Genomic DNA, 22,757 nt, shown 5'->3' with positions numbered 1-22,757 from the left:
GGAAACGGCGACATGGCGGAAGACCTCGTCCTCGGACTCGGCGGCACGGTCGACTACGAGATCCGATGGGATGCCGAGGTGCTCTCGACCCTCGCGCGGGAGTACGGCATCCGCCTCGACGAGCTGACCACCACGACGCCGATCATCGACGAGCGCTCCCTCGTCGTCACGGTGCTCGCCTTCCTCGCCACGGGCGGGGGAGGCGAGCGCTTCGTGCTGTCGTCGGAGATCGTCCAGCGCTTCGCCGGGCACTTCGACGTCGAGGTGACGCTCGGGGGGACGGGCGTGCGGGCGGGCATCGCCCTCGACCGCATCGGCGTGCCGACCGTGCAGCACCTGGTCAGCATCGACGACAACGTGCGGCGCCTGCTGCCGCGGTCGATGCGGGTGGTGTCGTCGGCGACCCGCGACACGCTCGACCCGCACCTCATCGTGCAGTACCCCGAGGGGACGACCGTTCGTCTGCTCGATGCGGAGGTGACGGCACCCTCCTCGAACCGCATCATCCTCGCCAACGACGCTCCCAATCGCGAGATGGCGATCGCCGCCGACCTCGGCGACGCCCTCGCGGACGCCTCGGCGTTCCTCGTCTCCGGCTTCAACACGATGCAGGATGCCGACCTGCTGGCGCGCCGGCTCGACGACCTCGTCGGGGCCATGCAGCGTCTTCCCGCGACGGCTCTCGTCTACTACGAGGATGCGGGGTTCTATCGGCGCGAGTTGTCGGCGACCGTGCGGGAACGCCTGCTCGAGCGCATCGACGTGTACGGCATGAACGAAGACGAGCTGCAGGAGTACCTCGGTCGTCCCGTCGACCTGCTCTCGCCCGACGACGTCGTGGCCGCCCTCGCCGAAGCGCATCGGCTGATCCCGGCGCGCGCCCTCGTCGTGCACACGAAGTACTGGGCGATCGCGGTGGGTCCCCGGGCCTCGGCGCACCGCGCGGGGCTGGAGAGCGCGGTGCGCACGGCGGCGACGCGGTATCGCCTCGGCGACGCCTGCACGGCGGCCGATCTCGACGAGACGGCACGGCTGCCCCGTCATGCCGGCGGAGCGACGGTCGTCGCGGAGGTCGAGCGATCTCTGCCCGCCGCGGGGGTGGCGGCGTACGTGGTCGACACCCCTCACCCCACGACGATCGGCCTCGGCGACACGTTCGTCGGCGGCTTCCTCGCGGCCGTGCCCTCGGCCGCGCGCGTCGCGACCGCCGCCGCGCTCGAGAGGGCTCTCGACGCCGCGGCGACGATGGCGCGCTGATCCGCTCGCGCCACCGCGCCCGAGGGGTTGCGGGGATGCGGGAGCGGCATCGGGGTCCGCAGCCCCCGGGTCGGCATCCGGCGCGATCCCTCGGGTCACTGCGCGCCGGTCGCGGCATCCGGATCGGAGAACGGACCGCACGCCGCGATGACCCGGCGCAGCGCCACGGCGGCCTCCCACCCGTCGAGGGGTTCGTCGTCCGCGTCCAGGCGGCGCAGGCGCTGCGTGTAGGCGCTGAGGGCGGCGTCGGCCGCGCGGAGCTGTACGGCGGTTCCCTCGGGCTCGGGGGGTGTCGTCACCAGTCGCGACACCGCGCGGACGGCCTCGGCGAGGGTGCGGCGCGCCTCGGTGGGCAGGCGGGCGTCGGCGTCGGGTCCGGCCGTGAGCCGGGTCAGGGCGGCGACGAGCTCGCGGGTCGCGTCCGCGGTGCCGGTGAGGGCGTCGAGACGTCGACGGCCGAGATCGCGCGGGGCCTGGAGCCGGCGTCCGCGGGGGTTGTACCGGCGGCTCTCGTCGGCCAGGTCCACCTCCTCGCGCACGTCGGCCAGCGTGGCCGTGAGGCCCTCCGTCGCGGCGTCGGCGGCCACAGGATCGAAGGCGTGACCGGCCAGGGCATCGGCCATGCGGTCCAGGGTGGAACCGAGCGCATCGCGCAGCCGCGTCAGGCGGTCGTCGGCGCGCCCCACGCGCAGCGGCGGCACGATGACGAGGTTCACGACCACGCCCACCAGCACACCGAACGCCATCGTCATGAGGTACGACGACGAATAGCCGTCGGGGTCCGCCCCGCCGAGCAGGAGCACGAACAGGGCCGCGACCGCCACCCAGTCACGGCCGACGCCGAGCGCGCGCACCCCGGCCAGCAGCACGCCGAAGAGGATGACGATGGCCACCGCGACGATGCGGGGCAGCCCCGTGCCCACCACCGCGAGCGAGATCAGGCCCAGGCCGATGCCCAGCGCCAGACCGACGACGGCCTGCACGCCGCTCGAGGCGGAGCGGGCGACCGTCGGGTACATGCTCACGAGCACGCCGAGCGGGGCGTAGTACGAGTACTCGCTCTGCGCGAAAGGCACCAGCGGTGCCAGGTACCACGCGAGGGCGGCGGCCGCGGCGGTCTTGGCCGCCAGCAGCAGCCGGTCGGCGGACACGGCGTCAGACCACCACCGACGGGGGTCGAGGGCGGGGGGAAAGGTCATCGCAGCGGGGTGCGGGGGCGAGGCGGCACGTTCCCATGCTGGGCGTCGAGCCCCCGGGCGTCGCGGGGGTTGCCGCGCGGGAGAGGCGGGGGTAGGTCAGCGTCCGGGGCGGTAGGCGTTCCACAGCACGTGCGCGTGCCGGGCCTTCGCCTTCTCGACCCCGTCGTCGTCGTTGCGCGCCGAGCTGAACCACTCGGCGAGGCGGCTGGCCACGGCCCCGACCACCATGCGCAGGTCGGCGTGACGCGCCGGCGGAACCGCGGCCTCGGCCGCCGGCATCCGTCCCTTGCGGGGGAGGTCGTCGTCGATGTGGCGCAGGACGAGCCGCGCGACCCCCACCGCGTGACTGTTGACGACGCAGTGCGCGGCCCCCTGGATCTCCCACCGTCGCGCGTCACGGGCACGGGCGACCAGGCGCGAATGCAGCCGCCGCGGGGAGGGGCGGTCGAACTCGCCGCGCAGCAGCAGGAGCGTCGCGTGACCCGCTCCGATCCGGTCGGAGATGCGGTAGCGCAGCATGTAGGGGAGCACCTCGAAGAAGTAGACCACGCCGCACAGCAGGTACGCCGAGAGCGCCAGCAGCGCGACGTGCAGCGATTCGCGCGCGGTCGACTGGGCGAAACGCACCGCCTGCACCACGGCCCCCGACTCGTCCTCGTCGACGACCGGGCTCACGAGCACGGCGTGCGACAGGCGCGGCCGACGCGAGAGCACCTCCGTCACGACCTGCGTCCCCATCGAATGCCCGACGAGCACGGGGTCGTTCAGACCGTAGTGGTCGATCACGCCCTCGACCTGATCGGCGAAGAAGGCGGCGGTGGGCTGAGCGCCGGATGCCGGCACGCCGGCGAATCCGGGGAGGTCGAGCGCATAGACCTCGCCCCTCTCGGCCAGCAGGGGTGCGAGGAACTCGAAGTACGTCGACGCGACCCCGATTCCCGCGATCAGGACGAAAGGGCGCTCCGCGGTCGCGCCGGTCGACACGCGCGTGACGCGCGTGCGCGCGCCGGAGGAGCGGTACGACTCGACCTGCACGTCGAGGGAACGGTGGTCGGAGGCCATCGTCCAAGGATGCCGCACCCGGTGGGGCGGCCTGTCAATCCCGGGGGGCGTGCCGGACCCGGCCGCCTAGCCTTCGGGGATGAGCGACACATCCCGCGAAGAAGAGACCCTGGGTGCCGTCCGCGAGGGTGAGAACCCCGCTGAGAAGGACCCGTCCGACTGGGTCACCGGCGACGAGCCGATGACCGCTCCCCAGCGCAGCTACCTCGACACGCTCGCTCGCGAGGCGGGCGAGGAGATCCCGGCCGACCTCACCAAGGCCGAGGCCTCGGAGCAGATCGACCGCCTGCAGAACGAGACCGGCCGCTCCACCGAGTGATCCGCGTCGTCGAGCGTCCCGTACGTGCCGATCAGGCCGTGCGGGACGCTTCGTCGTCTGCGGCCCCGTCGTCGGCGGCCATACCGTCGTCATCCCCGTCTTCGGCGGCCAGATCGTCGATGTCCGCTCGTTCGCCTCGTGCGATGTCGTCGAGGAAGTCGGCGACGATGCGGCGCTCGACCGGACCGAGCTTCGCGGCGGCCGCGCTCGCCGATGCGCGTCGCACCGACAGGATGCGGCGCGCGGGTGAGGAGTCGGCGATCGTCTCGCGCACGACGATCGAGCGCCGGTCGCCCGGATAGGGCTCTCGCTCGACCCATCCGGCTTCGGCGAGGCGATCGATGAGCGCCGTCGTCGCCGCCGACGAGATCCCCAGCATCGCGGCGAGCATGCGCGGCGTGACCGGCTCGTCGTCGGGCAGGCGCTGCAGAAGGAAGCGCAGCACCTTCGCATCGTTGGGGCCGATCCCCAGAGTGCTCAGGGCCACGCGTTCGGAGGCCACGCCCGAGTCGGTGAGGTCGTTGAGGGCCTTCACCACGTCGTCCGCCGTCGCTGTGCTTCTCATCTCGCCTCCCCGTGTCTCTCGTTGCGCTAGTGTCTTCGATGTCGATCTACGCGCATGTCGAGTAGATAGCTGATCTACTTACCATCGTACCTGTCCGCCATGCGCATCGGCAGGGGGCTGGACGACCTCCCCTGACGTAAGCTGCCCTGGTGGAAAACGGGTCCGAGTCGTCGCGCTACTGGTACGGCGCGAGCGAAGAAGACCGCCGCCGTCGCGCCGTCGACGTGCTGCAGGCCTTCCGCGTCTACCGTGCGGCCGAGGTCGCGATGCGCCGGCGCACGCGCGAATCGATGTCGATGGGCGAGAACGAGCTCCTCGTGCTGCGCTATCTGTTGAAGGCCGCGGGACAGGACCGCCAGGTCTCGCCGAGCGAGCTCACCCGCTATCTCGGCGTCTCCACCGCGTCGACCACCGCGATCGTCGACCGTCTCGAGAAGTCCGGCCACGTCACGCGCGTGCCGCACCCCACCGACCGTCGCAGCATCTTCATCGTGGCCACTGCCGCCAGCGACGAAGAGGTGCGTGCGACCCTCGGGTCGATGCACTCCCGCATGATGGCGGCCGTCGTCGACATGACGCCCGAAGAGAGTGCGGCCGTCATCGCGTGTCTCGGTCGCCTGCAGGACGCGGTCGATCAGGTCGATCCCCACCCCGTCGCGGTCGACGCCGCGCACTGAGTCCCCGGTCGAACGGGTCGTAAGTAAGTAGGCGGCCTTCTTTCCTCCGCAGCATTAGGCCGCTCGGCGTGGCCGTGAAACCATGAGGTCATGAACGAGAAGGCGGTGGACGTGGGCGAGACCCCTCGCGCGTCCGACGCCGTGCAGATGGTCGACGGCGTGCACGTCGCCTCGTTCCGCGGAGTGCTGTCGCGCCTGCACGCGGACTACCCCGGCGAGGACCCCGCCCGCATCGAGGCGATCGTCCTGCGCGAGTGGGAGGCCTTCTCGGCCGGTCGGCCGCTGGTCGTGCCCGCCGCCGTCGAAGAGGGCGCTCGCGAAATACTCGACCAGCCGCCGGTCTGAATCAGGCCGTCCTCGAAGGTCGGAAGCGGTTCGCCGCCGTCCGCCGCCACGTTCGACTCAGGCGTCGGGCTGACCCGGCTCCGGCACGAGCAGCAGGCCGCCGGAGGAGTTCGCCGACGTGGCCAGGGCCTCGATCCACGCGCGACTGAGCAGGGCCGGCTCGGGCTCGTCGAACACGAACCGCAGCGGGATCGACGGGTGCAGCCAGACGGTGCTGCGCCCCACCTCCTGCCCGGGGCCGTGCGTCCACGACAAGGTGAAGCTCTCGCCGCGACGCAGTTTGGTCGCGACGACCACCTTGACGTGCGCCAGCGCGCGGTCCTCGATCTCGATCGGCGTTGCAACGTCGCCGTAGTAGAGCGTTCCCACACCGGCACGTTAGTCGCCCCGGCCTCCGGGGCCCCCGGGGGTTGCACCGCGGGCGGTGCCCGTGGCATCCGAATCGCGGTTCGCGGATGACGCTGCGTTCCTCGACTAGGCTTTGAGCATGGGCCGATTCATCTACGACACCGTCGCGAACGCCGTCGACATCGATGACCGCACGCTGGCGCACCTGCGCATCGTCGTGATGAACAAGCTGCGCCGCTCCGAGTCGTTCATGTTCGACGTCGAGGTCGGCGACGGCAGCGGACGCCGCAGCTTCTGGATGCACCCGTCGGTGCCGATCCAGTTCCACTTCTACGGCAGCCGTCAGCCGCGCATCAACCGCGTGTGGGTCGAAGACCTCATGCTCGCGGCATCCGGCCCCAACGGTCTGGCGATCACGCCCGAGCCGAGCGAAGACGCCCACGTCGAAGAGGGTTGACCTCTAGCGCTTCTCCGCGTCCTGCGCGGGGGTGACGTCTTCGGGCACGAGCATGATGCCGCCCGACGAGTTCGCCGAGTCGGCGAGCCGCTCGATCCATTCGCGGCTGAGGGTGGTGGGCTCGGCGTCGTCGAAGACGAAACGCAACGGGATCGCCGGGTGCAGCCACAGCGTGCTGCGACCGCGTTCTTCGTCGTCGCGGTGACGCCACGACAGCGTGAAGCTCTCGCCGCGGCGGAGCTTGGTCGAGATCACGACTTTCAGGTGGGCCAGCGCGCGGTCTTCGATGTGGACCGTGGTGCCGCTGCCGCCGTAGTGAATGGTCCCCATGGCCTTCACGATACGCCAGGGCTCCAGCTACGCCCAGGGATGCCGGGTGTCAAGACCACCGGCGGGGGGCTCCGCGCCTGTCACAGTGGGACTCTGCACGGAAGGAGGCGCCGTGGCACATCCCCCCACTCCCCGGCAGCCCGGACCGGCGGAGGATCCCGACGATCTCCCGGACGTGTTCCGGGGGCTGATCGCGATCGACGTGGTCGACGGCGAGCTGGTTCCCCGCTCGACGGAACCGCCGCGCGCCGGGTGACGCTCCCAGCGCCCTCGTAGCCGACGGCGCTAGCGTCGTTCGCATGTCGGACCCGCTGGACGATCAGCAGATCACCGTCTCCGGGGCGGCGCTGCGGGCTCTGCGCGACGAGTTCCAGCGATTCCTCATGGAGTACCGCTTCGGCCTCGCGGAGGTCGAGACCAAGATCTCGATCCTGCGGGAAGAGTTCCAGGAGATGCACGCGTACAACCCGATCGAGCACGTCTCGAGCCGGGTGAAGTCGCCCGACAGCCTCGTCGACAAGGTGCGACGCAAGGGCATCGAGACCGACTTCGATTCGATCCGCGCGACCATCACCGATATCGCCGGTATCCGCATCACCTGCAGCTTCGTCGACGACGCCTACCGTCTGTCCGACCTGCTGACCCGGCAGGACGACATCACCGTGCGCGACGTCAAGGACTACATCGCCGAGCCGAAGGCGAACGGGTACAAGAGCCTGCACGTCATCGTGGAGGTGCCGGTGTACCTCTCGACCGGGCGGGTCGACGTGCCGGTCGAGGTGCAGTTCCGCACCATCGCCATGGACTTCTGGGCGAGCCTCGAGCACAAGATCTATTACAAATACGACCGGCTCGTGCCCCCGGAGCTGCTGGCCGAGCTCAAGAACGCCGCCGACACCGCCGCGGAGCTCGACGCGCGCATGGAGCGGCTTCACCGCGAGATCCGCGGCCCGCGCCCGGGCATCGTCTCGCTCTGACGCGCGCCGACCGTCGCCGGGTGGTCGAGGTCTCGGTGGGCGACCACAATGAAGGGATGAGCGACGACGCCGCCCGCCTCGACGAAGCCGCAGCCGCGCTTCTCGCGCTTCCCCCCGCGCGCTTCACCGCAGCCCGGAACGAACGCGCCGCCGCCGCCGGCGGCGCCCTGGGGCGCGGTATCGCGAAGCTGCGCAAGCCCACCGTGGCGGCCTGGGCGGTGAACCTGCTCGTCGCCGACGGGCAGCTGGGAGAGGCCGTGGAGCTGTCGCGCGCCCTGCACGAGGCGCAGGACGACCTGGATGCCGCGGAGCTCGCCCGTCTCGGACGCCAGCGGCGTCAGCTGGTGACCGCCCTGGCGCGGCGGGCGGCGGAGCTGGCGAGCGAGGCGGGGACTCCGCTCAGCGCCGCCATCACCGACGCGGTCGAGAAGACCGTCAACGCCGCGGTCGTCGATCCGGCGGTGGCGGCCGTCGTGCTCACCGGGCGCCTGGTGTCGGCGATCGACCTGGCCGACCTCGACCCCTCCGACCTGGGCGCCGCCGTCGCGGGTTCGGTCCCAGACGCCGCGCCGGCATCCGCGCCGCGCGATGATCTGACGGCCCGTCGTGCGCGCAAGGCCGCCGAGCGCGCCGTGCGCGAAGCCGAGCGTGCGCGGGCCGACGCCGAACGCGAGAAGGCGGCGGTCGACAAGCGCCTCGCCACGGCGCGCGAGCGAGCCGACCGCCTGCGCGAGCGCGTCGAGGGGCTCCGCGCCGACCTGCGCCGCGCCGAAGCCGAGGCCGACGAGGCCGACGAGGCCGTGACCGAGCGCGAGGAGGCGCAGCGCGACGCCGCGGCGGTCGCCCGCGACGCGGCGCGGGCGCTCGAACGGGCAGAGGCCGCGCGAGACGGGGGAGGGGACGCATGACCGGCGCCGCACCCCTGATCGACGCCGCCCGGGCCCGCCTCGTCGATGCGCCGCGCGAGCGCATCGGCGAGCTGCAGGAGGGGCGGCGGCTGCTCGGCATCCCGCGCGCTCCCCGCATCGTGCCGCGCGGAACGGCGTGGCACCTCGGGGTGCTGCTCGTGACCGACGACGGGATCCTCGCGACCGGTGACATCGTGCGCGCTCGCGCCGAGGTGCGCCGCGGTTTCGCGGCGGAGTCGCAACGGCGCCGCGCCGAGCTCGCCGCGGCCGCCGCTCGCGGCGGGGTGGACGAGGGGGAGACGGTGCACATCGGGTGGCGGCCGGTCGACCTCGAGCGCCTCGACCCAGCCTCGGCGCCGCTGGCGCTGCGCGACGGGGAGGCGTGGGTGCGGTGGAGCGCCGCGGGCGGATACATGCCGCTCGCGCGGTACCTCGACGAGCGCGTCGAGCTGCTGAGGCATCCGCCCGAGCGCGCGTGAGGGCCGGAGTTCGCGGAGCCTCGTGCGCATAGTCGGGGGTGCCCCGGGTGTCAACAGGCGCGACCCCGACCGTTCGGCGAAACGACGCTGGTCTATCGTGAGCGACGTGCAGCAGGTATGGCCAGGATCCAGTTATCCCCTCGGGGCCACTTACGACGGTAACGGGACGAATTTCGCCCTGTTCAGTGAAGGAGCGGAGAAAGTCGAGCTCTGCCTCTTCGCGGAGGACGGAACGGAGACGTGCTTCGAGCTCGTGGACGTCGACGCGTTCGTGTGGCACGCCTACCTCCCCAACATCCAGCCGGGGCAGCGGTACGGCTACCGCGTCCACGGCGAGTACGACCCCTCGCAGGGCAAGCGCTTCAACCCGAGCAAGCTCCTGCTCGACCCCTACGCGAAAGCCGTCGAGGGGCAGATCGACTGGGGCCAGCCGGTCTTCAGCTACGAATTCGGCGACCCCGACTCGTTCAACGACGAGGACTCCGCCCCGCACATGATGAAGGGCGTGGTCGTCAACCCGTTCTTCGACTGGGCGGGCGACCGTCAGCCGAAGATCCCCTACGCCGAGAGCTTCATCTACGAAGCCCACGTGAAGGGCCTCACCCAGCTGCACCCCGACGTGCCCGAAGAGCTGCGCGGCACCTACGCCGGTGTCGCCCACCCGGCCGTCATCGACCACCTGCGCAAGCTCGGCATCACGGCGATCGAGCTCATGCCGGTGCACCAGTTCGTCAACGACTCCACTCTCGAGGAGAAGGGTCTGTCGAACTACTGGGGGTACAACACGATCGCGTTCCTCGCGCCCCAGAACACGTACTCGTCCACCGGCGACCACGGTCAGCAGGTGCAGGAGTTCAAGGCCATGGTCAAGGCGCTGCACGCGGCCGGCATCGAGGTCATCCTCGACGTGGTCTACAACCACACCGCCGAGGGCAACCACATGGGCCCGACCCTCTCGATGCGCGGAATCGACAACGAGGCGTACTACCGCCTCGAAGACGACGACAAGCGGTACTACACCGACTACACCGGAACCGGCAACAGCATGAACGTGGGCAACCCCCACACGCTGCAGCTGATCATGGATTCGCTGCGCTACTGGGTGCTCGAGATGCACGTCGACGGCTTCCGCTTCGACCTGGCATCCACCCTCGCCCGCGAGTTCTACGAGGTCGACAAGCTCGCGACCTTCTTCGAGCTCGTGCAGCAGGACCCGATCGTCTCGCAGGTCAAGCTCATCGCCGAACCGTGGGACGTCGGCCCCGGCGGCTACCAGGTCGGCAACTTCCCGCCCCAGTGGACCGAGTGGAACGGCAAGTACCGCGACACGGTGCGCGACTTCTGGCGCGGCGAGCCCCAGGCCCTCGGCGAGTTCGCCTCCCGCCTCACGGGATCGGCAGACCTCTACGAGCACTCGGGACGTTTCCCGGTGGCATCCATCAACTTCGTCACCGCGCACGACGGCTTCACGCTGCGCGACCTCGTGTCGTACAACGAGAAGCACAACGACGCCAACGGCGAAGACAACAACGACGGCGAATCGCACAACCGCTCCAGCAACATGGGCGTCGAGGGGCCGACCGACGATCAGGTCGTGCTGAAGCGTCGAGCGCAGCAGCAGCGCAACTTCATCGCGACACTGCTGCTCAGCCAGGGCGTGCCGATGCTGCTGCACGGCGACGAGCTCGGTCGCACGCAGGGCGGCAACAACAACGGCTACGCGCAGGACAACGAGATCACGTGGGTGGACTGGTCGAACATCGACACCCCGCTCATCGAGTTCACGGCCGCCCTCGCGCGACTGCGCAAGCAGCACCCCACCTTCCGCCGCAGCCGGTTCTTCGACGGCCGCCCGGTGAAGATGGAGGAGGGCGCGCCCATTCCCGACGTGGTGTGGCTGCGTCCCGACGGCTCGCTCATGCAGCCGGAGGACTGGGACAACGGCTTCGGCCTCGCGGTGGGCGTGTTCCTCAACGGCCAGGGCATCCGCGAGCGCGATCGTCGTGGAGAGTCCATCAGCGACGATCACTTCCTCGTGCTGTTCAACGCCGGTGACGACAAGGTCGACTTCCGCCTGCCCGACTTCGAGTACGCCCCCAAGTGGGACGCCTACGTCGACACCGCGGGGGAGCGCGCCAACACTGAGCCCCTCGAGCCCGGGGAGACGCTGCCGCTCGAGCCGAAGTCGCTCATGGTCCTGCGCGAGCACCACCTGCCCGAGCCCGAGATCGACCACTCGGTCGCCGCCTCCCTCACCGCGCAGATCCCGGTGGTCGGCACCGACGACCTGCCCGGTCAGGCGCCCAAGCCGGAGCTGTGAGCGACATGCGGCATCCGCTCTCGACCTACCGCCTGCAGATCCGCGAATCGTTCACCCTCGACGACGCCGCCGAGGTCACGGGATACCTCCGTGACCTCGGGGTCTCGTGGGCGTACCTGTCGCCGATCCTCGAGGCCACTCCCGGCTCGGACCACGGGTACGACGTGGTCGACGTCGAGCGCGTCGACCCCGTACGCGGGGGCGCCGAGGGCCTCGACCGCTTCGCCGCGGCGGCGCGCGCGGCGGAGCTCGGCATCCTGATCGACATCGTGCCCAACCACATGGGCGTCTCGGAACCGCGCAGCAACGCGTGGTGGTGGGACGTGCTGCGACAGGGGCGGGCGTCGGCGCACGCGAGTGCGTTCGACATCGACTGGGAATTCGGTCGCGGCAAGGTGCGCGTGCCCGTGCTCGGCGATCACCTCGACGCGGTCATCGACGAGATCACGTACGACCCCGCGCCCGCCGACGACGCTCCCGACGGCCTGATCCGGTACTACGACCACGCCTTCCCGGTCGCGCCGGGAACGGGGACGGATGCCGCGGCCGCGGGCTCACGCGAGGCGATCGAGGCTCTCCTCGACGCGCAGAACTTCGAGCTGCGGTTCTGGCAGGACGAGGCGGACGACCTCAACTACCGGCGCTTCTTCGCCGTCACGACCCTCGCGGGCGTGCGCGTCGAGCTGCCCGAGGTGTTCGACGCCACGCACGCCGAGATCCTGCGCTGGGTGCGCGAGGGCCTGGCCGACGGCCTGCGCGTGGACCACCCCGACGGTCTCGTCGACCCCGGCGGCTACCTCGACCGGCTCGCCGTCGCGCTCGAGGAGGCCGGCGACGGCGAGGTCGGTTACGTGCTGGGCGAGAAGATCCTCGAGCACGGCGAGGCGCTGCCCTCGTGGTGGAAGACCGCCGGCACGACCGGATACGACGCGCTGGCCGAGATCGACCGCGTGCTCACCGACCCCGCCGGAGAGGCGGCCCTCGACGCGCTCGATGCGCGCCTTCGCGCCGACAGCGACCTCGCGCCGCTCACCGGCTGGCACGACCTCATCCACGACACCAAGCGCAAGATCGCCGACTCGATCCAGGTGTCGGAGATCCGTCGCCTGGTGCGGGGCCTTCCCGCGGGGCTGCGCGAGGAGTTCGGCGCCGACGTGCTGCAGGACGCGCTCGCCGAGATCCTGGCCTGTTTCCCCGTCTACCGCTCCTACCTCCCCGCCGGCCGCGCGCACCTCGACGCCGCCGCGGGCGAGGCCGAGGTGCGCCGCCCCGAGCTCGGCGACGTCATCGAGAAGCTCGTGCCGGTGCTCGCCGACACGGGTCTCGAGGTCGCGTGGCGGTTCCAGCAGACGACCGGGCCCGTCATGGCCAAGGGCGTCGAAGACACGGCGTTCTACCGCTACACGCGGCTGGGCTCGCTCACCGAGGTGGGCGGCGACCCGGGGGAGTTCTCCCTCGACGTCGCGGGTTTCCACACCGCGCAGGCCCTGCGGCACGCGTCGTGGCCCACCGCCATGACGACGCTGTCGACCCACGACACCAAGCGCGGCGAGGACACGCGCGCCCGCATCGCGGTGCTCGCCGAGATCCCGGAGACGTGGGCGGCACGCCTCGAGGAGTTCCGCGGGATCGCCTCGACCGGCCACGGACCCTTCGACGCTCTGCTGTGGCAGGCGATCGTGGGGGCGTGGCCCGCCTCGGCATCCACCCCCGAGGGGCTGAAGGACTACCGCGAGCGCCTGCGCGCGTACGCCGAGAAGGCGGCGCGCGAGGCGAGCGAGGTCACCGGCTGGTGGGAGCAGGACGAGGCCTTCGAGGAGCGCATGCACGCGGTCGTCGACGCGGCCACCGGCCCTGCTGCCCAGCGCGTCCGCGCCTTCGTCGACGAGATCTCGCCCGCCGGGTGGTCGAACGGCCTGTCGGCGAAGCTGCTGCAGATCATGGGCCCCGGCGTCCCCGACGTCTACCAGGGCTCGGAGCTGTGGGAGCAGTCGCTCGTCGACCCCGACAACCGTCGTGCGGTCGACTTCGCCGAGCGCCGTCGGATGCTCGCCGAGATCGACGCCCCGGGGGCTCGTCCTCCGGCGGTGGATGCCACGGGGGCGGCGAAGCTGCTCGTGACCTCGCGCGCGCTGCGCCTGCGCCGCGAGCACCCGCTCGAGATCTACCGTCCGCTCGAGGCCGCGGGAGTGGCATCCGACCATGTCGTCGCGTTCGACCGCGGCGGCGTGTTCACGGTCGCCACGCGTCTGCCGCACGGGCTGAAGGCGGCGGGAGGCTGGCGCGACACCGTCGTGCTGCTGCCCGACACGCCCGTCGTCGACGTGCTGACGGGCCGCTCGTTCGCCGGTGGCCCGACCCCCCTGGCCGATCTGCTGGCGTTCCTCCCGGTCGCCCTCCTGATCTTCTGACCCCGAGCGCGTGAGGTGCCGGGAATCGTCGCCTCACGCGCTCCCGCAGCGACACTTTCTGGCACCTCACGCGTAAGGACACCCCATGAGCATCGACGTTTGGGCACCCAAGGCACAGCGGGTGCGGCTGCGCCGGCTGGACGACAGCGGCGACAACGTCGTCGAAGACATCGAGATGACCTCGGCGTCGGACGGGTGGTGGACGGCACCGGTCGACCTCGCCGACGGTGAGCGGTACGGCTTCGTGCTCGGCGACGGCGACGACCTGCGTCCCGACCCGCGGTCGCGGCGTCAGCCCGGCGGCGTCCACGAGGCGTCGGCGTGGTTCGACCCGTCGGTGTACTCGTGGAACGACGCCGCGTGGACGGGCAGGCAACTCGCCGGGGGCCTGATCTACGAGCTGCACCTGGGCACCTTCACCCCCGAGGGGACCCTGGATGCCGCGATCGGGCGCCTCGACCACCTCGTCGACCTCGGCGTGACGCACATCGAGCTGCTCCCGGTCAACGGCTTCAACGGCACGTGGAACTGGGGCTACGACGGGGTGCTCTGGTACACCGTGCACGAGGCGTACGGCGGGCCGGAGGCCTACCAGCGCTTCGTCGACGCCGCGCACGCGGCCGGGCTCGCCGTCATCCAGGACGTCGTATACAACCACCTCGGCCCCTCGGGCAACTACCTGCCCGAGTTCGGGGAGTACCTGCGCGAGGGCAGCCGCAACACGTGGGGCGACTCGGTCAATCTCGACGAAGACGCCGTGCGCGCCTACATCGTCGAGAACGCCCTGATGTGGATGAGCGACTACCACGTCGACGGCCTGCGCCTGGACGCCGTGCACGCGCTGCTCGACCACCGCGACGTCCACGTGCTGCAGGAGATCGCCGAGCGCACCGACGCCCTGTCGGCGCACCGCGGCATCCCGCTCACGACCATCGCCGAGAGCGACATGAACGACCCGAAGCTGATCCTGCCGCGCGAGGCCGGCGGCTACGGCCTCACCGCCCAGTGGTCGGACGATTGGCACCACACCGCCCACGTCGCCCTCACCGGCGAGACGACCGGTTACTACGAGGACTTCGCCGACCTCGACGCCTTCCGCAAGGTCAACGAGGGCGGGTTCTTCCACGACGGCACCTACTCCTCGTTCCGCGAGGAGAAGCACGGTAAGCCCATCCCGGATGCCGTGCCGAACTGGCGTCTCGTGACGTTCGCCCAGGATCACGACCAGATCGGCAACCGCGCCGCCGGCGACCGCCTGTCGCAGTCGCTCGGCTACGACCGCCTCGCCGCGGCAGCGGTGCTGACGCTCACCGCGCCGGGCACGCCGATGCTCTTCATGGGCGAGGAGTGGGGCGCGACCACGCCGTGGCAGTTCTTCACCTCGCACCCCGAGCCCGAGCTCGGCAAGGCCACCGCCGAGGGGCGCATCGCCGAATTCGAGAAGATGGGGTGGGACGAGGACTCCGTGCCCGACCCGCAGGACCCCTCGACGTTCGAGAACTCGAAGCTCGACTGGGACGAGGTCGGCGAGGGCGATCACGCGCAGCTCCTCGGCCTGTACCGCGAGCTCGCGAAGCTGCGCCGGGAGCGCCCCGAGCTGACCGATCCGTCGCACGAGGGTCTGTCGGCCGCCGCGCGCGAGGCCACCGGCGGACGCGTCTACGAGCTGCACCGTCGCGACCTCGTGGTCGTGGTGAACCTCTCGGAGGCGGAGGCCACGGCATCCGTCGTTCCGGGAGCGCGCGTGCTGCTCGCCACCGCGGACGGCGTGGTGCTCGACGGCACGGCGCTGAGCGTCCCCGCGGGGGCCGGCGCGATCGTGGGTCCGGCGCTCTGACGTCGCGCTGACGGCCCCGTTCCCGCGAGGGAGTGGGGCCGTCAGCGTGTCAGCGGGATGCGTCCCAGTTCGGCCTGGATCGCCACCGCCGCCGCTCCCCTCGCCCAGGCGGAGAATCCCGCGCCGTCGACGTGCACCCGCACCGGCGTCGAGCCGTGAGGGCGGGTGCGCTCGAGGGCCGCGTCGACATGCTCGCGCGCGAGGTCGCAGACGGCGGCTGCCTCCCCCGCCAGCACGATGTCGGCCTGCAGCGACAGGTTCGCCGCCAGCCCGCACAGGATGCCGAGGGCCTCGCCGGCATCGTCGATCGCGGCCCGCGCCGCGGGTTCGCCGTCGCGGGCCAGCGAGAAGACGTCGTCGGCGCTGACCGCGCGCCCGAGATCCCTCGACACCCGGATGCTCAGTGCACCGGTCGTCAGCAGGGCGTCGGCGCACCCGCGATGACCCTCCGCGCACGAGGGCCCGTCGGCCCGGAGCGGGAGGTGTCCGACGGTGCCGCGGGACGCGTCGGGGGAGCGGACGGTGCGCCCGTCGACAACGAGCCCGAGGCCGACGCCGGCGCCGATCGTGACGACGGCGAACCCGGGGATGCCCCGTCCGACGCCGAACCAGCGCTCGGCATCCGTGAGGGCGACCACGTCGTTCTCGAGCGCGACCGGGACGCCGAGCCGCTCGGCGAGCATGGCGGCGAACGGCACGTCACGCCATCCGAGGAAGGGGGCGTCGGCGGCGAGGCCGTCGTGCACATGCCCGCCGATGGCGACGCCGACGCCACGAACGTGGTCCACGGCATCCACAAGGTGCGCGATCGCCGCGGCGACCGCGTCGGGAGAGGTGTCGGCGAGGGCCCTCTCGTGCGTCGCGATCACCCGGGCGCGCATGTCGGTGGTGATCAGGTACAGGCGCTCGCCGGTGAGCTTGACACCCACGAAGGTTCCTGCGGCGGGGGAGAGGTCGAGGGGACGCGACGGGCGGCCGACCGATCCGGCGGCGTCGTCGAGTTCGATGAGCAGGCCCGCGTCGAGCAGCGGGCGTGTGAGACGGGTCAGGCTCGCAGGCGACAGGTGCAGGCGCGTCGCGAGGGCGCTGCGCGAGAGCGGTCCGTGGATCAGCACCTCGCGCGCGACGGCGGCTTCGCTCTCGGTGAGCATCGTTTCCTCCCCCGCCGGCTGATGCGTCGAATAACTTCCGTGATAAAAATAATGCCATGTCCGACCCCGTCGCCGCCGCCGAGACCGCCGTCCACCTGCGAGGCGGTGGCACGAGCGTCGTCGTCGACCTCACCGCGCACCCGGCGCCCGCGATCATCCACTGGGGCCCCGACCTCGGCGAACTCGGGGCCCGCGAGCTGTCGTCGATGGTCGTCGCCGCGCGGCCGCAGCGCGTGTCGGGAGGTATCGACCAGACGCCCCGCCTCACGATCGTGCCGACCGCCGCGGCGGGATGGCCCGGGGCGCCCGGGTTCGAGGGGGGACGCGGTGGTGTCGTGCAGGGGACGGTGTTCTCGACGGCATCCGTCGATGTCGCCGAGGATGCCCTCACGCTGCACCTCGTCGACGAGCAGCGCGCTCTGCGCCTGCGCGCCGAGCTGCGGGTGGATGACGCCGGACTCTTCACGCAGCGACTCACGGTGACCAACGACGGCGCCGACGACCTCGTCGTGCAGGCGCTGCAGCCGACGTTCCCGCTGCCGTGGGACGCCACCGAGATCCTCGACACGACCGGGCGCCACCTGCGCGAGCGCTCGGCGCAGCGCCACGCCTTCACCTTCGGAACGCACCTGCGCGAGAGCCGCCGGGGTCGACCGGGGGCGGATGCCACGCTGCTGCTGGCCGCCGGGCGGCCGGGGTTCGGGTTCGAGAGCGGTCTCGTGCACGGCATCCACGTCGGTTGGAGCGGAAACCAGCGAGTGTTCGCCGAGCGGCTGCCGCTGGGCGAGGCGCTGCTCGCGGGCGGCGAGCTGCTCGCGTGGGGAGAGGTCGTCGTCGCCCCCGGCGACGAGCTGTCGTCGCCGATCGTCTACGGCTCGTGGGGCGACGGGCTCGATGAGCTCGCGACGCGCTTCCACGACGCCTGGCGCGCCCGCCCGCAGCATCCCACGCGCCCGCGCCCGATCACCCTGAACACCTGGGAGGCCGTGTACTTCGACCACCGCCTGCCGAAGCTCCTCGAGCTCGCCGACGTCGCCGCCGAGATCGGCGTGGAGCGCTACGTGCTCGACGACGGGTGGTTCCGGCACCGCCGCGACGACACCGCGGGGCTGGGCGACTGGTTCGTCGACGAGGGCGTGTGGCCCGACGGCCTGAGCCCGCTCGTCGATCACGTCATCGAGCGCGGCATGGAGTTCGGGCTGTGGTTCGAGCCCGAGATGGTCAACCCCGACAGCGACATCGCACGCGCGCACCCCGAGTGGATCCTGCGCGGCCGCGACGAGCTGCCGCCCTCGGCCCGCCAGCAGCAGGTGCTGAACCTCGCCCACCCCGGCGCCTACGCCTATCTGCTCGACCGCATGACCGCGGTGCTGCAGGCCTACCCGATCGCCTACGTGAAGTGGGATCACAACCGCGATCTCGTGGATGCCGCGACCGGGCCGGGCGGAGGCTCGGCCGTGCACGCCCACACGCTCGCCGTGTACCGCCTCATCGACGACCTCAAAGCCGCGTTCCCGGACCTCGAGATCGAATCCTGCGCCTCGGGCGGCGCAAGGGTGGATCTCGGCATCCTGGATCGCACCGATCGCATCTGGACGAGCGACTGCCTCGACCCGGTCGAACGGCTCGAGACGCAGCGTCACACGGCCCTGGTGGTGCCGCCCGAGATGATGGGCATGCACCTGACCACTCCGCACGTGCACTCCACGGGGCGCACGGTGTCGCTCGCGTTCAGTGGGGCGGTCGCCCTCTTCGGGCACTTCGGGATCGAGTGGGACCTCACGACGCTCTCCGCCGACGACCGCGCGCTCGTGGCGGAGTGGGTGGACCTAGCGCGGCGGGTGCGGCCGCTCGTGGCGACCGGACGCCTGGTCAACGTCGACACGACCGACCCCGGTCTCGACGTGCGCGGCGTCGTCTCGGCCGAGCGCGACCACGCGTTCTTCACGATCGCGCAGACCCAGACGCTCATCGCCTCGCCCGCGGGGCGCGTGCGCCTCCCCGGGCTCGACCCCGACCGCGCGTACCGCGTGCGGCTGGTCACCCCGGGCGGACTCGTGCAGGAGCCCGCGCAGTCCCCGCTGCCCTGGGCGCACGACGACACCGTGCTCACCGGCCGGCAGCTGGCCGTCGCCGGCATCCGTCCCCCGGTGCAGAATCCGCAGCAGGCGGTGGTCGTCGAGCTCACGGCGTGATCCCGGGCGTAAAGCCGGGGCTCGCTCACGCGGAGATCGCGAACAGCCCGCCGATGCCCACGGCGTAGAGCACGAGGACGACGAACGAGTCGACGCCCATCCCGATGATCCGCCGCTGCGGACGGAAGATCAGGCCGACGACGTAGACGAGCGTCAGCAGCGCCGCCAGCGCGGTCAGGTAGATGTCGGCGCCGTTGGCGCGCGGGAGCACCGCCGATCCCGAGATCACCGTGGCCAGCAGGAACAGCACGGGCAGGAAGGCGTTGCCGCCGAAGATGTCGCTGATGGCCAGGTTGTCGTCGCCCTGCCGGATGGCCTGCAGACCCGTCGAGATCTCGGGTAGGGAGGTGGCGAGGGCGAGCACCGTCGCGCCGAAGAGCACTCCCGACAGTCCGATCTGCGAGGAGGCCGCGTCACCGGCGCGCTCCAGGACGACACCGGCGACGAGGGTCGCGAGCGCCGAGATCGAGAAGACCACCGCGGCCTTCTTCGTGCTCATCTTCGTCTTCGCGGGCGAGGGCTTCGGACTCGCATCGGGGGCGCGGCCGTCCTCGTGCCACGGCAGGTGCTTGCCGGCGCGTTGCACCAGAACCAGCCCGATGATCCAGAGAGCGGCGATCAGGACCACGTCGGGGGTCAGCCGCAGCACCTCGAGGCCGTCGGGCAGCTGGCTGCCGGCGATCACCACCGCCAGCACCGCCACCACCGACAATCCCTCCAGCACCAGGGTGAGCGAGGCCGCGCGGTAGGTGAGCGGCTTCACGCCGCGCCCGCGTTTGCCGAACGCGTCGAGGATCACCAGGACGACCGTCTGCAGGGCGATGCCGCCGAGGATGTTGCCCACGGCGACCTCGAGGTTCCCCGCCATCGCCGCCGACACGGTGATGGCGATCTCGGGAAGGTTGGTCGCCACGGCGAGCACGATGAGCCCGCCCAGGGCGCTGCCCAGATGCAGGCGCGCGTCCAGGACGTCGGTCGCTTTCGACAGCTGGATACCGGCGACCCACACCACCGCCGCGGCGGCGACGAAGATCACGACGAGAAGGGCGAAGGGCAACGAGTCCACGCCCCGATGAGACCACCGATCGCTGTGGCATCCGATGCTCTTGTGCGGCGGATGCCGAGGGGTTACGCGAGCGGCCCGTGCGCCCCCGATCCGTCGACGTCCGGCGGGTGAAGCGCGGTGCGCCGTGGCGCCCCGCCGGCTCGTGCGCCCCCGCTCAGTCGACGTTCGGGCGGATGAGGCGCAGTACGCTCACGGCCACGGGGGGCACGAGCACGACGACGGCGACGATGATCGCCGTCACGCCGATCGGGGTGCTCTGCGGTTCGCCGCCGAAGCGTTCGACGGCGAGCCAGCTGAGGCCCCACGCGAGGGCGAGAGCCGGCGCGACGCGCCACGAGCTGCGCCAGGCGATCGCGAGTCCGATGAGCGCCACCACGATCAGCACGGCGACGCCGATGGCATCCGCCCCCTCCTCCCACGACGGCGGGACGACCGTGGTGAGCCAGGCGGCGGTGTTGGCGACGGTGGCGAGGGTGACCCATCCGAGGTGAAGGCCCGTGACGCCGTCGATGAGCACCGAGTCGACGACGCCCCCGCGCGGTTCGCGGGTGGCGACGGCGACGCGGAAGGTCCAGCCGAGGGCGGCGAGGAGCAGGACGATCACGACGACGGTGAGGAACAGCGTGCCGAAGCGGGCGGCGACGAGCCACAGACCGTTCAGGGTCATCGTGAGGGCGATGAGCCAACCGATCGCGCGCTGGCGCGGGTTCGTGCGCTGGCGGGGGAGGGCCTGCCAGATGGCGTAGACGATGAGGCCGAGGTAGATGATCGACCAGATCGAGAAGGCCGGGCCGGCCGGCGCGAGGTACGAACCGCTCGTGCTGAGGGCGCCGCCCTGCTGATCCTCGACGGCCGTGTTGCCGAAGGCTCCCGCGCCGATCACGGCCGCGATGAGCATGAACGACACCGCGGAGAGGACGACGATCTGACGCGCGAGGTCTGCGCCCCGCCACTGAGCTGATGCGTTCATACAGAGAACACTAGAAAAGCTAGGTAAATGGATGCCGTGGGCTTGACTTTCTCCCTCGTCGCCCACCGAGCCCGCCGCGCCGCCGTGCCTGGCCGTGCACAGCAGCGGGAGCGCACGGCGACACGCCGGAGGGCGGCCGGGGCCCGACGGCGTTTCGCCGCGGCCACCCGCCGTTGTGCCCGCCTGGCCTCGGAGGAGGTGCCGCCCGTCAGGCGGCGACGGCGCGAGCGGCGAACGAGCGCAGCAGCCGGGTGGGTTGCTCGACCGACGCGGTGCGCACGTGCGCCGAGACCTCGTCGAAGGCGTCGGCGTCGAAGTAGCCGGCATCCCGGTAGACGACCATGCGCTCCACGAACGCCTCGGTGGTCGGCTCGGGGTGGAACTGCGTCGCCCATAGCGCGCGCCCCGCCCGGTAGGCCTGCACCGGACACGCGGAGTTCTGGGCCAGCAGCGTCGCCCCCGGCGGCACGCTCGCGGTGCCCTCCTTGTGCGCGGTCAGGGCTTGGAAGCGCGGTTCCAGGATGCCGAAGAGCTCGTCGGCGCGGCCCGCCTCGGTGAGCGAGATGTCGGCGGGACCCGTGCCCTCGGGGTGTCCGAGGGTCACGTCGCCACCGAGGAACCGCGTGACCACTCCGATCCCGAAGCACGTGAACAGCGCGCTCGTGCGACCCTCGATCGCGGCAGCGGCCAGGCGCTCCAGGTCGCGTTCGAGGCGCCGCTGCTCGTCGGTCTTGTCGGGATCGGTGACGTTGAACGGGCTGCCGCCCACCACCACGGCGGCGAACCGGTCGAGATCGGCGGGCAGGGGCTCGCGGACGAGGTCGTGGTGCACGAGCTCGTGATCGCGCACGCCCAGCCCATCACGGAACGACGCCCACTCCGCCTCCGCCGCGACCCGCTGGGGGCGCGCGCAGACGTAGAGGAGGGGGGCGGTCACTCAGGGATTCTATGCGGGCGGCGCCCGGGCCGAGCGGGCCTGGACACGCGGCGACACGTTCCGCGCTGCGCGTCCTCTCGCGCGACCCGCCGCGCGCGAAAGCCTTTCCGCGCATTCTCGACGAAGCCCCGCTCGACGCGCGTTCGCCGCCCTCGGCTCGAGATGCGGGCGGATGCCGCTGACGCGGCGCGTCGGATCGGAATCCGCGAGCCGTTCGTCAGCGCGAGGAGCGGGCCGTGCGGCCGCGCACGATGCCGACGAACGTCTCGACGTCTTCGGTGGTGCGCTCGCGCAGCCACGCCAGGGCGACCGTGGAGCGCGGACCGTCGGTGAGGACGCGGTAGTCCACGTCGCGGCGCTGGTGCGCGCGCGCGAGCGACATCGGCACGATCACGACGCCGACGCCCGCGGCCACCGTCGCGATGGCCTCCGCGGTGTCGGCCGGAGGCGCGAACGCCGGGGGCACGGCATCCGGGACCTCGGTGTGCAGCACGTCGTCGGCCGGGACGATCACGACCTCGCCGGCCAGATCGGCGAGGGCGAGCTCTTCGGCCGCGGTGAGGTGCGATTCGGCGACCATCACCACCACGGGGAGTTCTTCGTACAGCTCGATGACGTGGACGTCGTCGGATGACTCCACGGGAAGGCGCACCAGAGCCACATCGACCTCGTCGAGCGCATCCCGCTGCGACGCGACGGCGATCTCCCGCAGTTCGAGCGACACGTGCGGCAGGCGTTCGCGCCAGACGCCGATCCATTTGCCGGGCGTCGCCCCGGGGACGGCGCCGAGGCGGAACGCGCGGGGTTCGGGGGGAGGCGTCGGCTCCGGTCGGCGCGAGGGCTTCGGCGTGGGCCGCGGCCGTCCCTTCGCCGCCGCGCGCGCGGGTCCGCCGCGTCGCGGTGCGCCGCCGCGACCTCGGGAGCCCGAACCGTTCGCCATGGTCCCA

23 protein-coding genes are annotated in these 22,757 nt (G+C 71.6%); 13 read left to right on the top strand and 10 right to left on the bottom strand.

Going from position 1 to position 22,757, the window contains the following annotated elements; translation table 11 throughout:
* Positions 1-12: 12 nt before the first annotated feature.
* Positions 13-1,257 (top strand): ADP-dependent glucokinase/phosphofructokinase, encoded by a 1,245-nt coding sequence (locus tag RWH44_RS03910; protein ID WP_316003535.1) that lies wholly within the window; start codon positions 13-15, stop codon positions 1,255-1,257.
* A gap of 95 nt (positions 1,258-1,352) precedes the next feature.
* Here the strand turns inward: RWH44_RS03910 and RWH44_RS03905 are convergent, their stop codons facing one another.
* Both RWH44_RS03905 and RWH44_RS03900 read right to left on the bottom strand, forming a co-directional pair.
* Positions 1,353-2,456 carry an FUSC family protein gene (locus tag RWH44_RS03905; RefSeq protein WP_316003534.1) on the bottom strand — a complete coding sequence of 368 codons (1,104 nt, stop codon included), beginning with the start codon at positions 2,454-2,456 and terminating at the stop codon, positions 1,353-1,355.
* 96 nt (positions 2,457-2,552) lie between these two features.
* The gene (locus RWH44_RS03900) at positions 2,553-3,518 is read right to left on the bottom strand and encodes an alpha/beta fold hydrolase (RefSeq protein WP_316003533.1); all 966 of its coding nucleotides are present in this window, start codon (positions 3,516-3,518) and stop codon (positions 2,553-2,555) included.
* 79 nt (positions 3,519-3,597) lie between these two features.
* Here RWH44_RS03900 and RWH44_RS03895 point away from each other — a divergent pair, with 79 nt between their 5' ends.
* Positions 3,598-3,837: a DUF3072 domain-containing protein gene (locus RWH44_RS03895; protein WP_298870869.1), complete on the top strand. Its 240-nt coding sequence runs from the start codon at positions 3,598-3,600 to the stop codon at positions 3,835-3,837.
* Positions 3,838-3,868: 31 nt separating this feature from the next.
* On the opposite strand, the gene RWH44_RS03890 is transcribed toward RWH44_RS03895, so the two are convergent.
* Complete coding sequence (locus RWH44_RS03890; RefSeq protein WP_298870872.1) at positions 3,869-4,402, bottom strand: MarR family winged helix-turn-helix transcriptional regulator; 534 nt, start codon at positions 4,400-4,402, stop codon at positions 3,869-3,871.
* A gap of 149 nt (positions 4,403-4,551) precedes the next feature.
* Between RWH44_RS03890 and RWH44_RS03885 the strand changes: the two genes are divergently transcribed.
* Together RWH44_RS03885 and RWH44_RS03880 are read left to right on the top strand one after the other, a co-directional pair.
* On the top strand, positions 4,552-5,079 hold the full coding sequence (locus RWH44_RS03885) for a MarR family winged helix-turn-helix transcriptional regulator (protein ID WP_316003532.1): 528 nt from the start codon (positions 4,552-4,554) through the stop codon (positions 5,077-5,079).
* Positions 5,080-5,169: 90 nt separating this feature from the next.
* Positions 5,170-5,424, top strand: a complete 255-nt coding sequence (locus RWH44_RS03880) for a three-helix bundle dimerization domain-containing protein (RefSeq protein ID WP_298870877.1) — start codon at positions 5,170-5,172, stop codon at positions 5,422-5,424.
* 57 nt (positions 5,425-5,481) lie between these two features.
* Here the strand turns inward: RWH44_RS03880 and RWH44_RS03875 are convergent, their stop codons facing one another.
* Complete coding sequence (locus RWH44_RS03875; protein WP_298870878.1) at positions 5,482-5,793, bottom strand: DUF7882 family protein; 312 nt, start codon at positions 5,791-5,793, stop codon at positions 5,482-5,484.
* A 118-nt stretch (positions 5,794-5,911) separates the two neighbouring features.
* Between RWH44_RS03875 and RWH44_RS03870 the strand changes: the two genes are divergently transcribed.
* Entirely contained in the window at positions 5,912-6,229 is a 318-nt protein-coding gene (locus RWH44_RS03870; protein ID WP_055959437.1) for a DUF7882 family protein, read from the top strand.
* Positions 6,230-6,232: 3 nt separating this feature from the next.
* On the opposite strand, the gene RWH44_RS03865 is transcribed toward RWH44_RS03870, so the two are convergent.
* On the bottom strand, positions 6,233-6,559 hold the full coding sequence (locus RWH44_RS03865; protein ID WP_136586020.1) for a DUF7882 family protein: 327 nt from the start codon (positions 6,557-6,559) through the stop codon (positions 6,233-6,235).
* A gap of 112 nt (positions 6,560-6,671) precedes the next feature.
* Here RWH44_RS03865 and RWH44_RS03860 point away from each other — a divergent pair, with 112 nt between their 5' ends.
* The 7 genes from RWH44_RS03860 to treZ all read left to right on the top strand — a co-directional run bounded on the left by RWH44_RS03860 (position 6,672) and on the right by treZ (position 15,491).
* On the top strand, positions 6,672-6,815 hold the full coding sequence (locus RWH44_RS03860) for a hypothetical protein (protein ID WP_316003531.1): 144 nt from the start codon (positions 6,672-6,674) through the stop codon (positions 6,813-6,815).
* 43 nt (positions 6,816-6,858) lie between these two features.
* Complete coding sequence (locus RWH44_RS03855) at positions 6,859-7,536, top strand: GTP pyrophosphokinase (protein ID WP_298870887.1); 678 nt, start codon at positions 6,859-6,861, stop codon at positions 7,534-7,536.
* A 56-nt stretch (positions 7,537-7,592) separates the two neighbouring features.
* A complete protein-coding gene (locus tag RWH44_RS03850) occupies positions 7,593-8,444 on the top strand; it encodes a transposase (protein WP_316003530.1) in 852 nt (283 codons plus the stop codon).
* Entirely contained in the window at positions 8,441-8,923 is a 483-nt protein-coding gene (locus RWH44_RS03845; protein WP_316003529.1) for a glutaminase, read from the top strand. Before RWH44_RS03850 ends, RWH44_RS03845 begins: the two co-directional genes overlap by 4 nt.
* Positions 8,924-9,020: 97 nt before the next feature.
* On the top strand, positions 9,021-11,243 hold the full coding sequence (gene glgX, locus RWH44_RS03840) for a glycogen debranching protein GlgX (RefSeq protein ID WP_316003528.1): 2,223 nt from the start codon (positions 9,021-9,023) through the stop codon (positions 11,241-11,243).
* Between the two features lie 5 nt (positions 11,244-11,248).
* Entirely contained in the window at positions 11,249-13,654 is a 2,406-nt protein-coding gene (treY, locus tag RWH44_RS03835; protein ID WP_316003627.1) for a malto-oligosyltrehalose synthase, read from the top strand.
* An 85-nt stretch (positions 13,655-13,739) separates the two neighbouring features.
* Complete coding sequence (gene treZ / locus RWH44_RS03830; RefSeq protein ID WP_316003527.1) at positions 13,740-15,491, top strand: malto-oligosyltrehalose trehalohydrolase; 1,752 nt, start codon at positions 13,740-13,742, stop codon at positions 15,489-15,491.
* 41 nt (positions 15,492-15,532) lie between these two features.
* Here treZ and RWH44_RS03825 read toward each other — a convergent pair whose 3' ends face one another.
* Complete coding sequence (locus RWH44_RS03825; RefSeq protein WP_316003526.1) at positions 15,533-16,642, bottom strand: ROK family protein; 1,110 nt, start codon at positions 16,640-16,642, stop codon at positions 15,533-15,535.
* Positions 16,643-16,698: 56 nt separating this feature from the next.
* Here RWH44_RS03825 and RWH44_RS03820 point away from each other — a divergent pair, with 56 nt between their 5' ends.
* The gene (locus tag RWH44_RS03820; RefSeq protein ID WP_316003525.1) at positions 16,699-18,837 is read left to right on the top strand and encodes an alpha-galactosidase; all 2,139 of its coding nucleotides are present in this window, start codon (positions 16,699-16,701) and stop codon (positions 18,835-18,837) included.
* A gap of 25 nt (positions 18,838-18,862) precedes the next feature.
* Here the strand turns inward: RWH44_RS03820 and RWH44_RS03815 are convergent, their stop codons facing one another.
* From RWH44_RS03815 to RWH44_RS03800, 4 genes are all read right to left on the bottom strand, one after another.
* Positions 18,863-19,903: a sodium:calcium antiporter gene (locus tag RWH44_RS03815; RefSeq protein ID WP_316003524.1), complete on the bottom strand. Its 1,041-nt coding sequence runs from the start codon at positions 19,901-19,903 to the stop codon at positions 18,863-18,865.
* A gap of 154 nt (positions 19,904-20,057) precedes the next feature.
* Positions 20,058-20,873: a TspO-related membrane protein gene (locus RWH44_RS03810; protein ID WP_316003523.1), complete on the bottom strand. Its 816-nt coding sequence runs from the start codon at positions 20,871-20,873 to the stop codon at positions 20,058-20,060.
* Between the two features lie 208 nt (positions 20,874-21,081).
* On the bottom strand, positions 21,082-21,810 hold the full coding sequence (locus RWH44_RS03805; protein WP_298870909.1) for a glutamine amidotransferase-related protein: 729 nt from the start codon (positions 21,808-21,810) through the stop codon (positions 21,082-21,084).
* A 217-nt stretch (positions 21,811-22,027) separates the two neighbouring features.
* Complete coding sequence (locus RWH44_RS03800) at positions 22,028-22,750, bottom strand: LysR substrate-binding domain-containing protein (protein WP_316003522.1); 723 nt, start codon at positions 22,748-22,750, stop codon at positions 22,028-22,030.
* Positions 22,751-22,757: the final 7 nt, after the last annotated feature.

Source organism: Microbacterium phycohabitans (genome assembly GCF_032464935.1).
Lineage (GTDB): Bacteria > Actinomycetota > Actinomycetes > Actinomycetales > Microbacteriaceae > Microbacterium > Microbacterium phycohabitans.
This window is presented reverse-complemented; position numbering and strand designations above follow the sequence as displayed.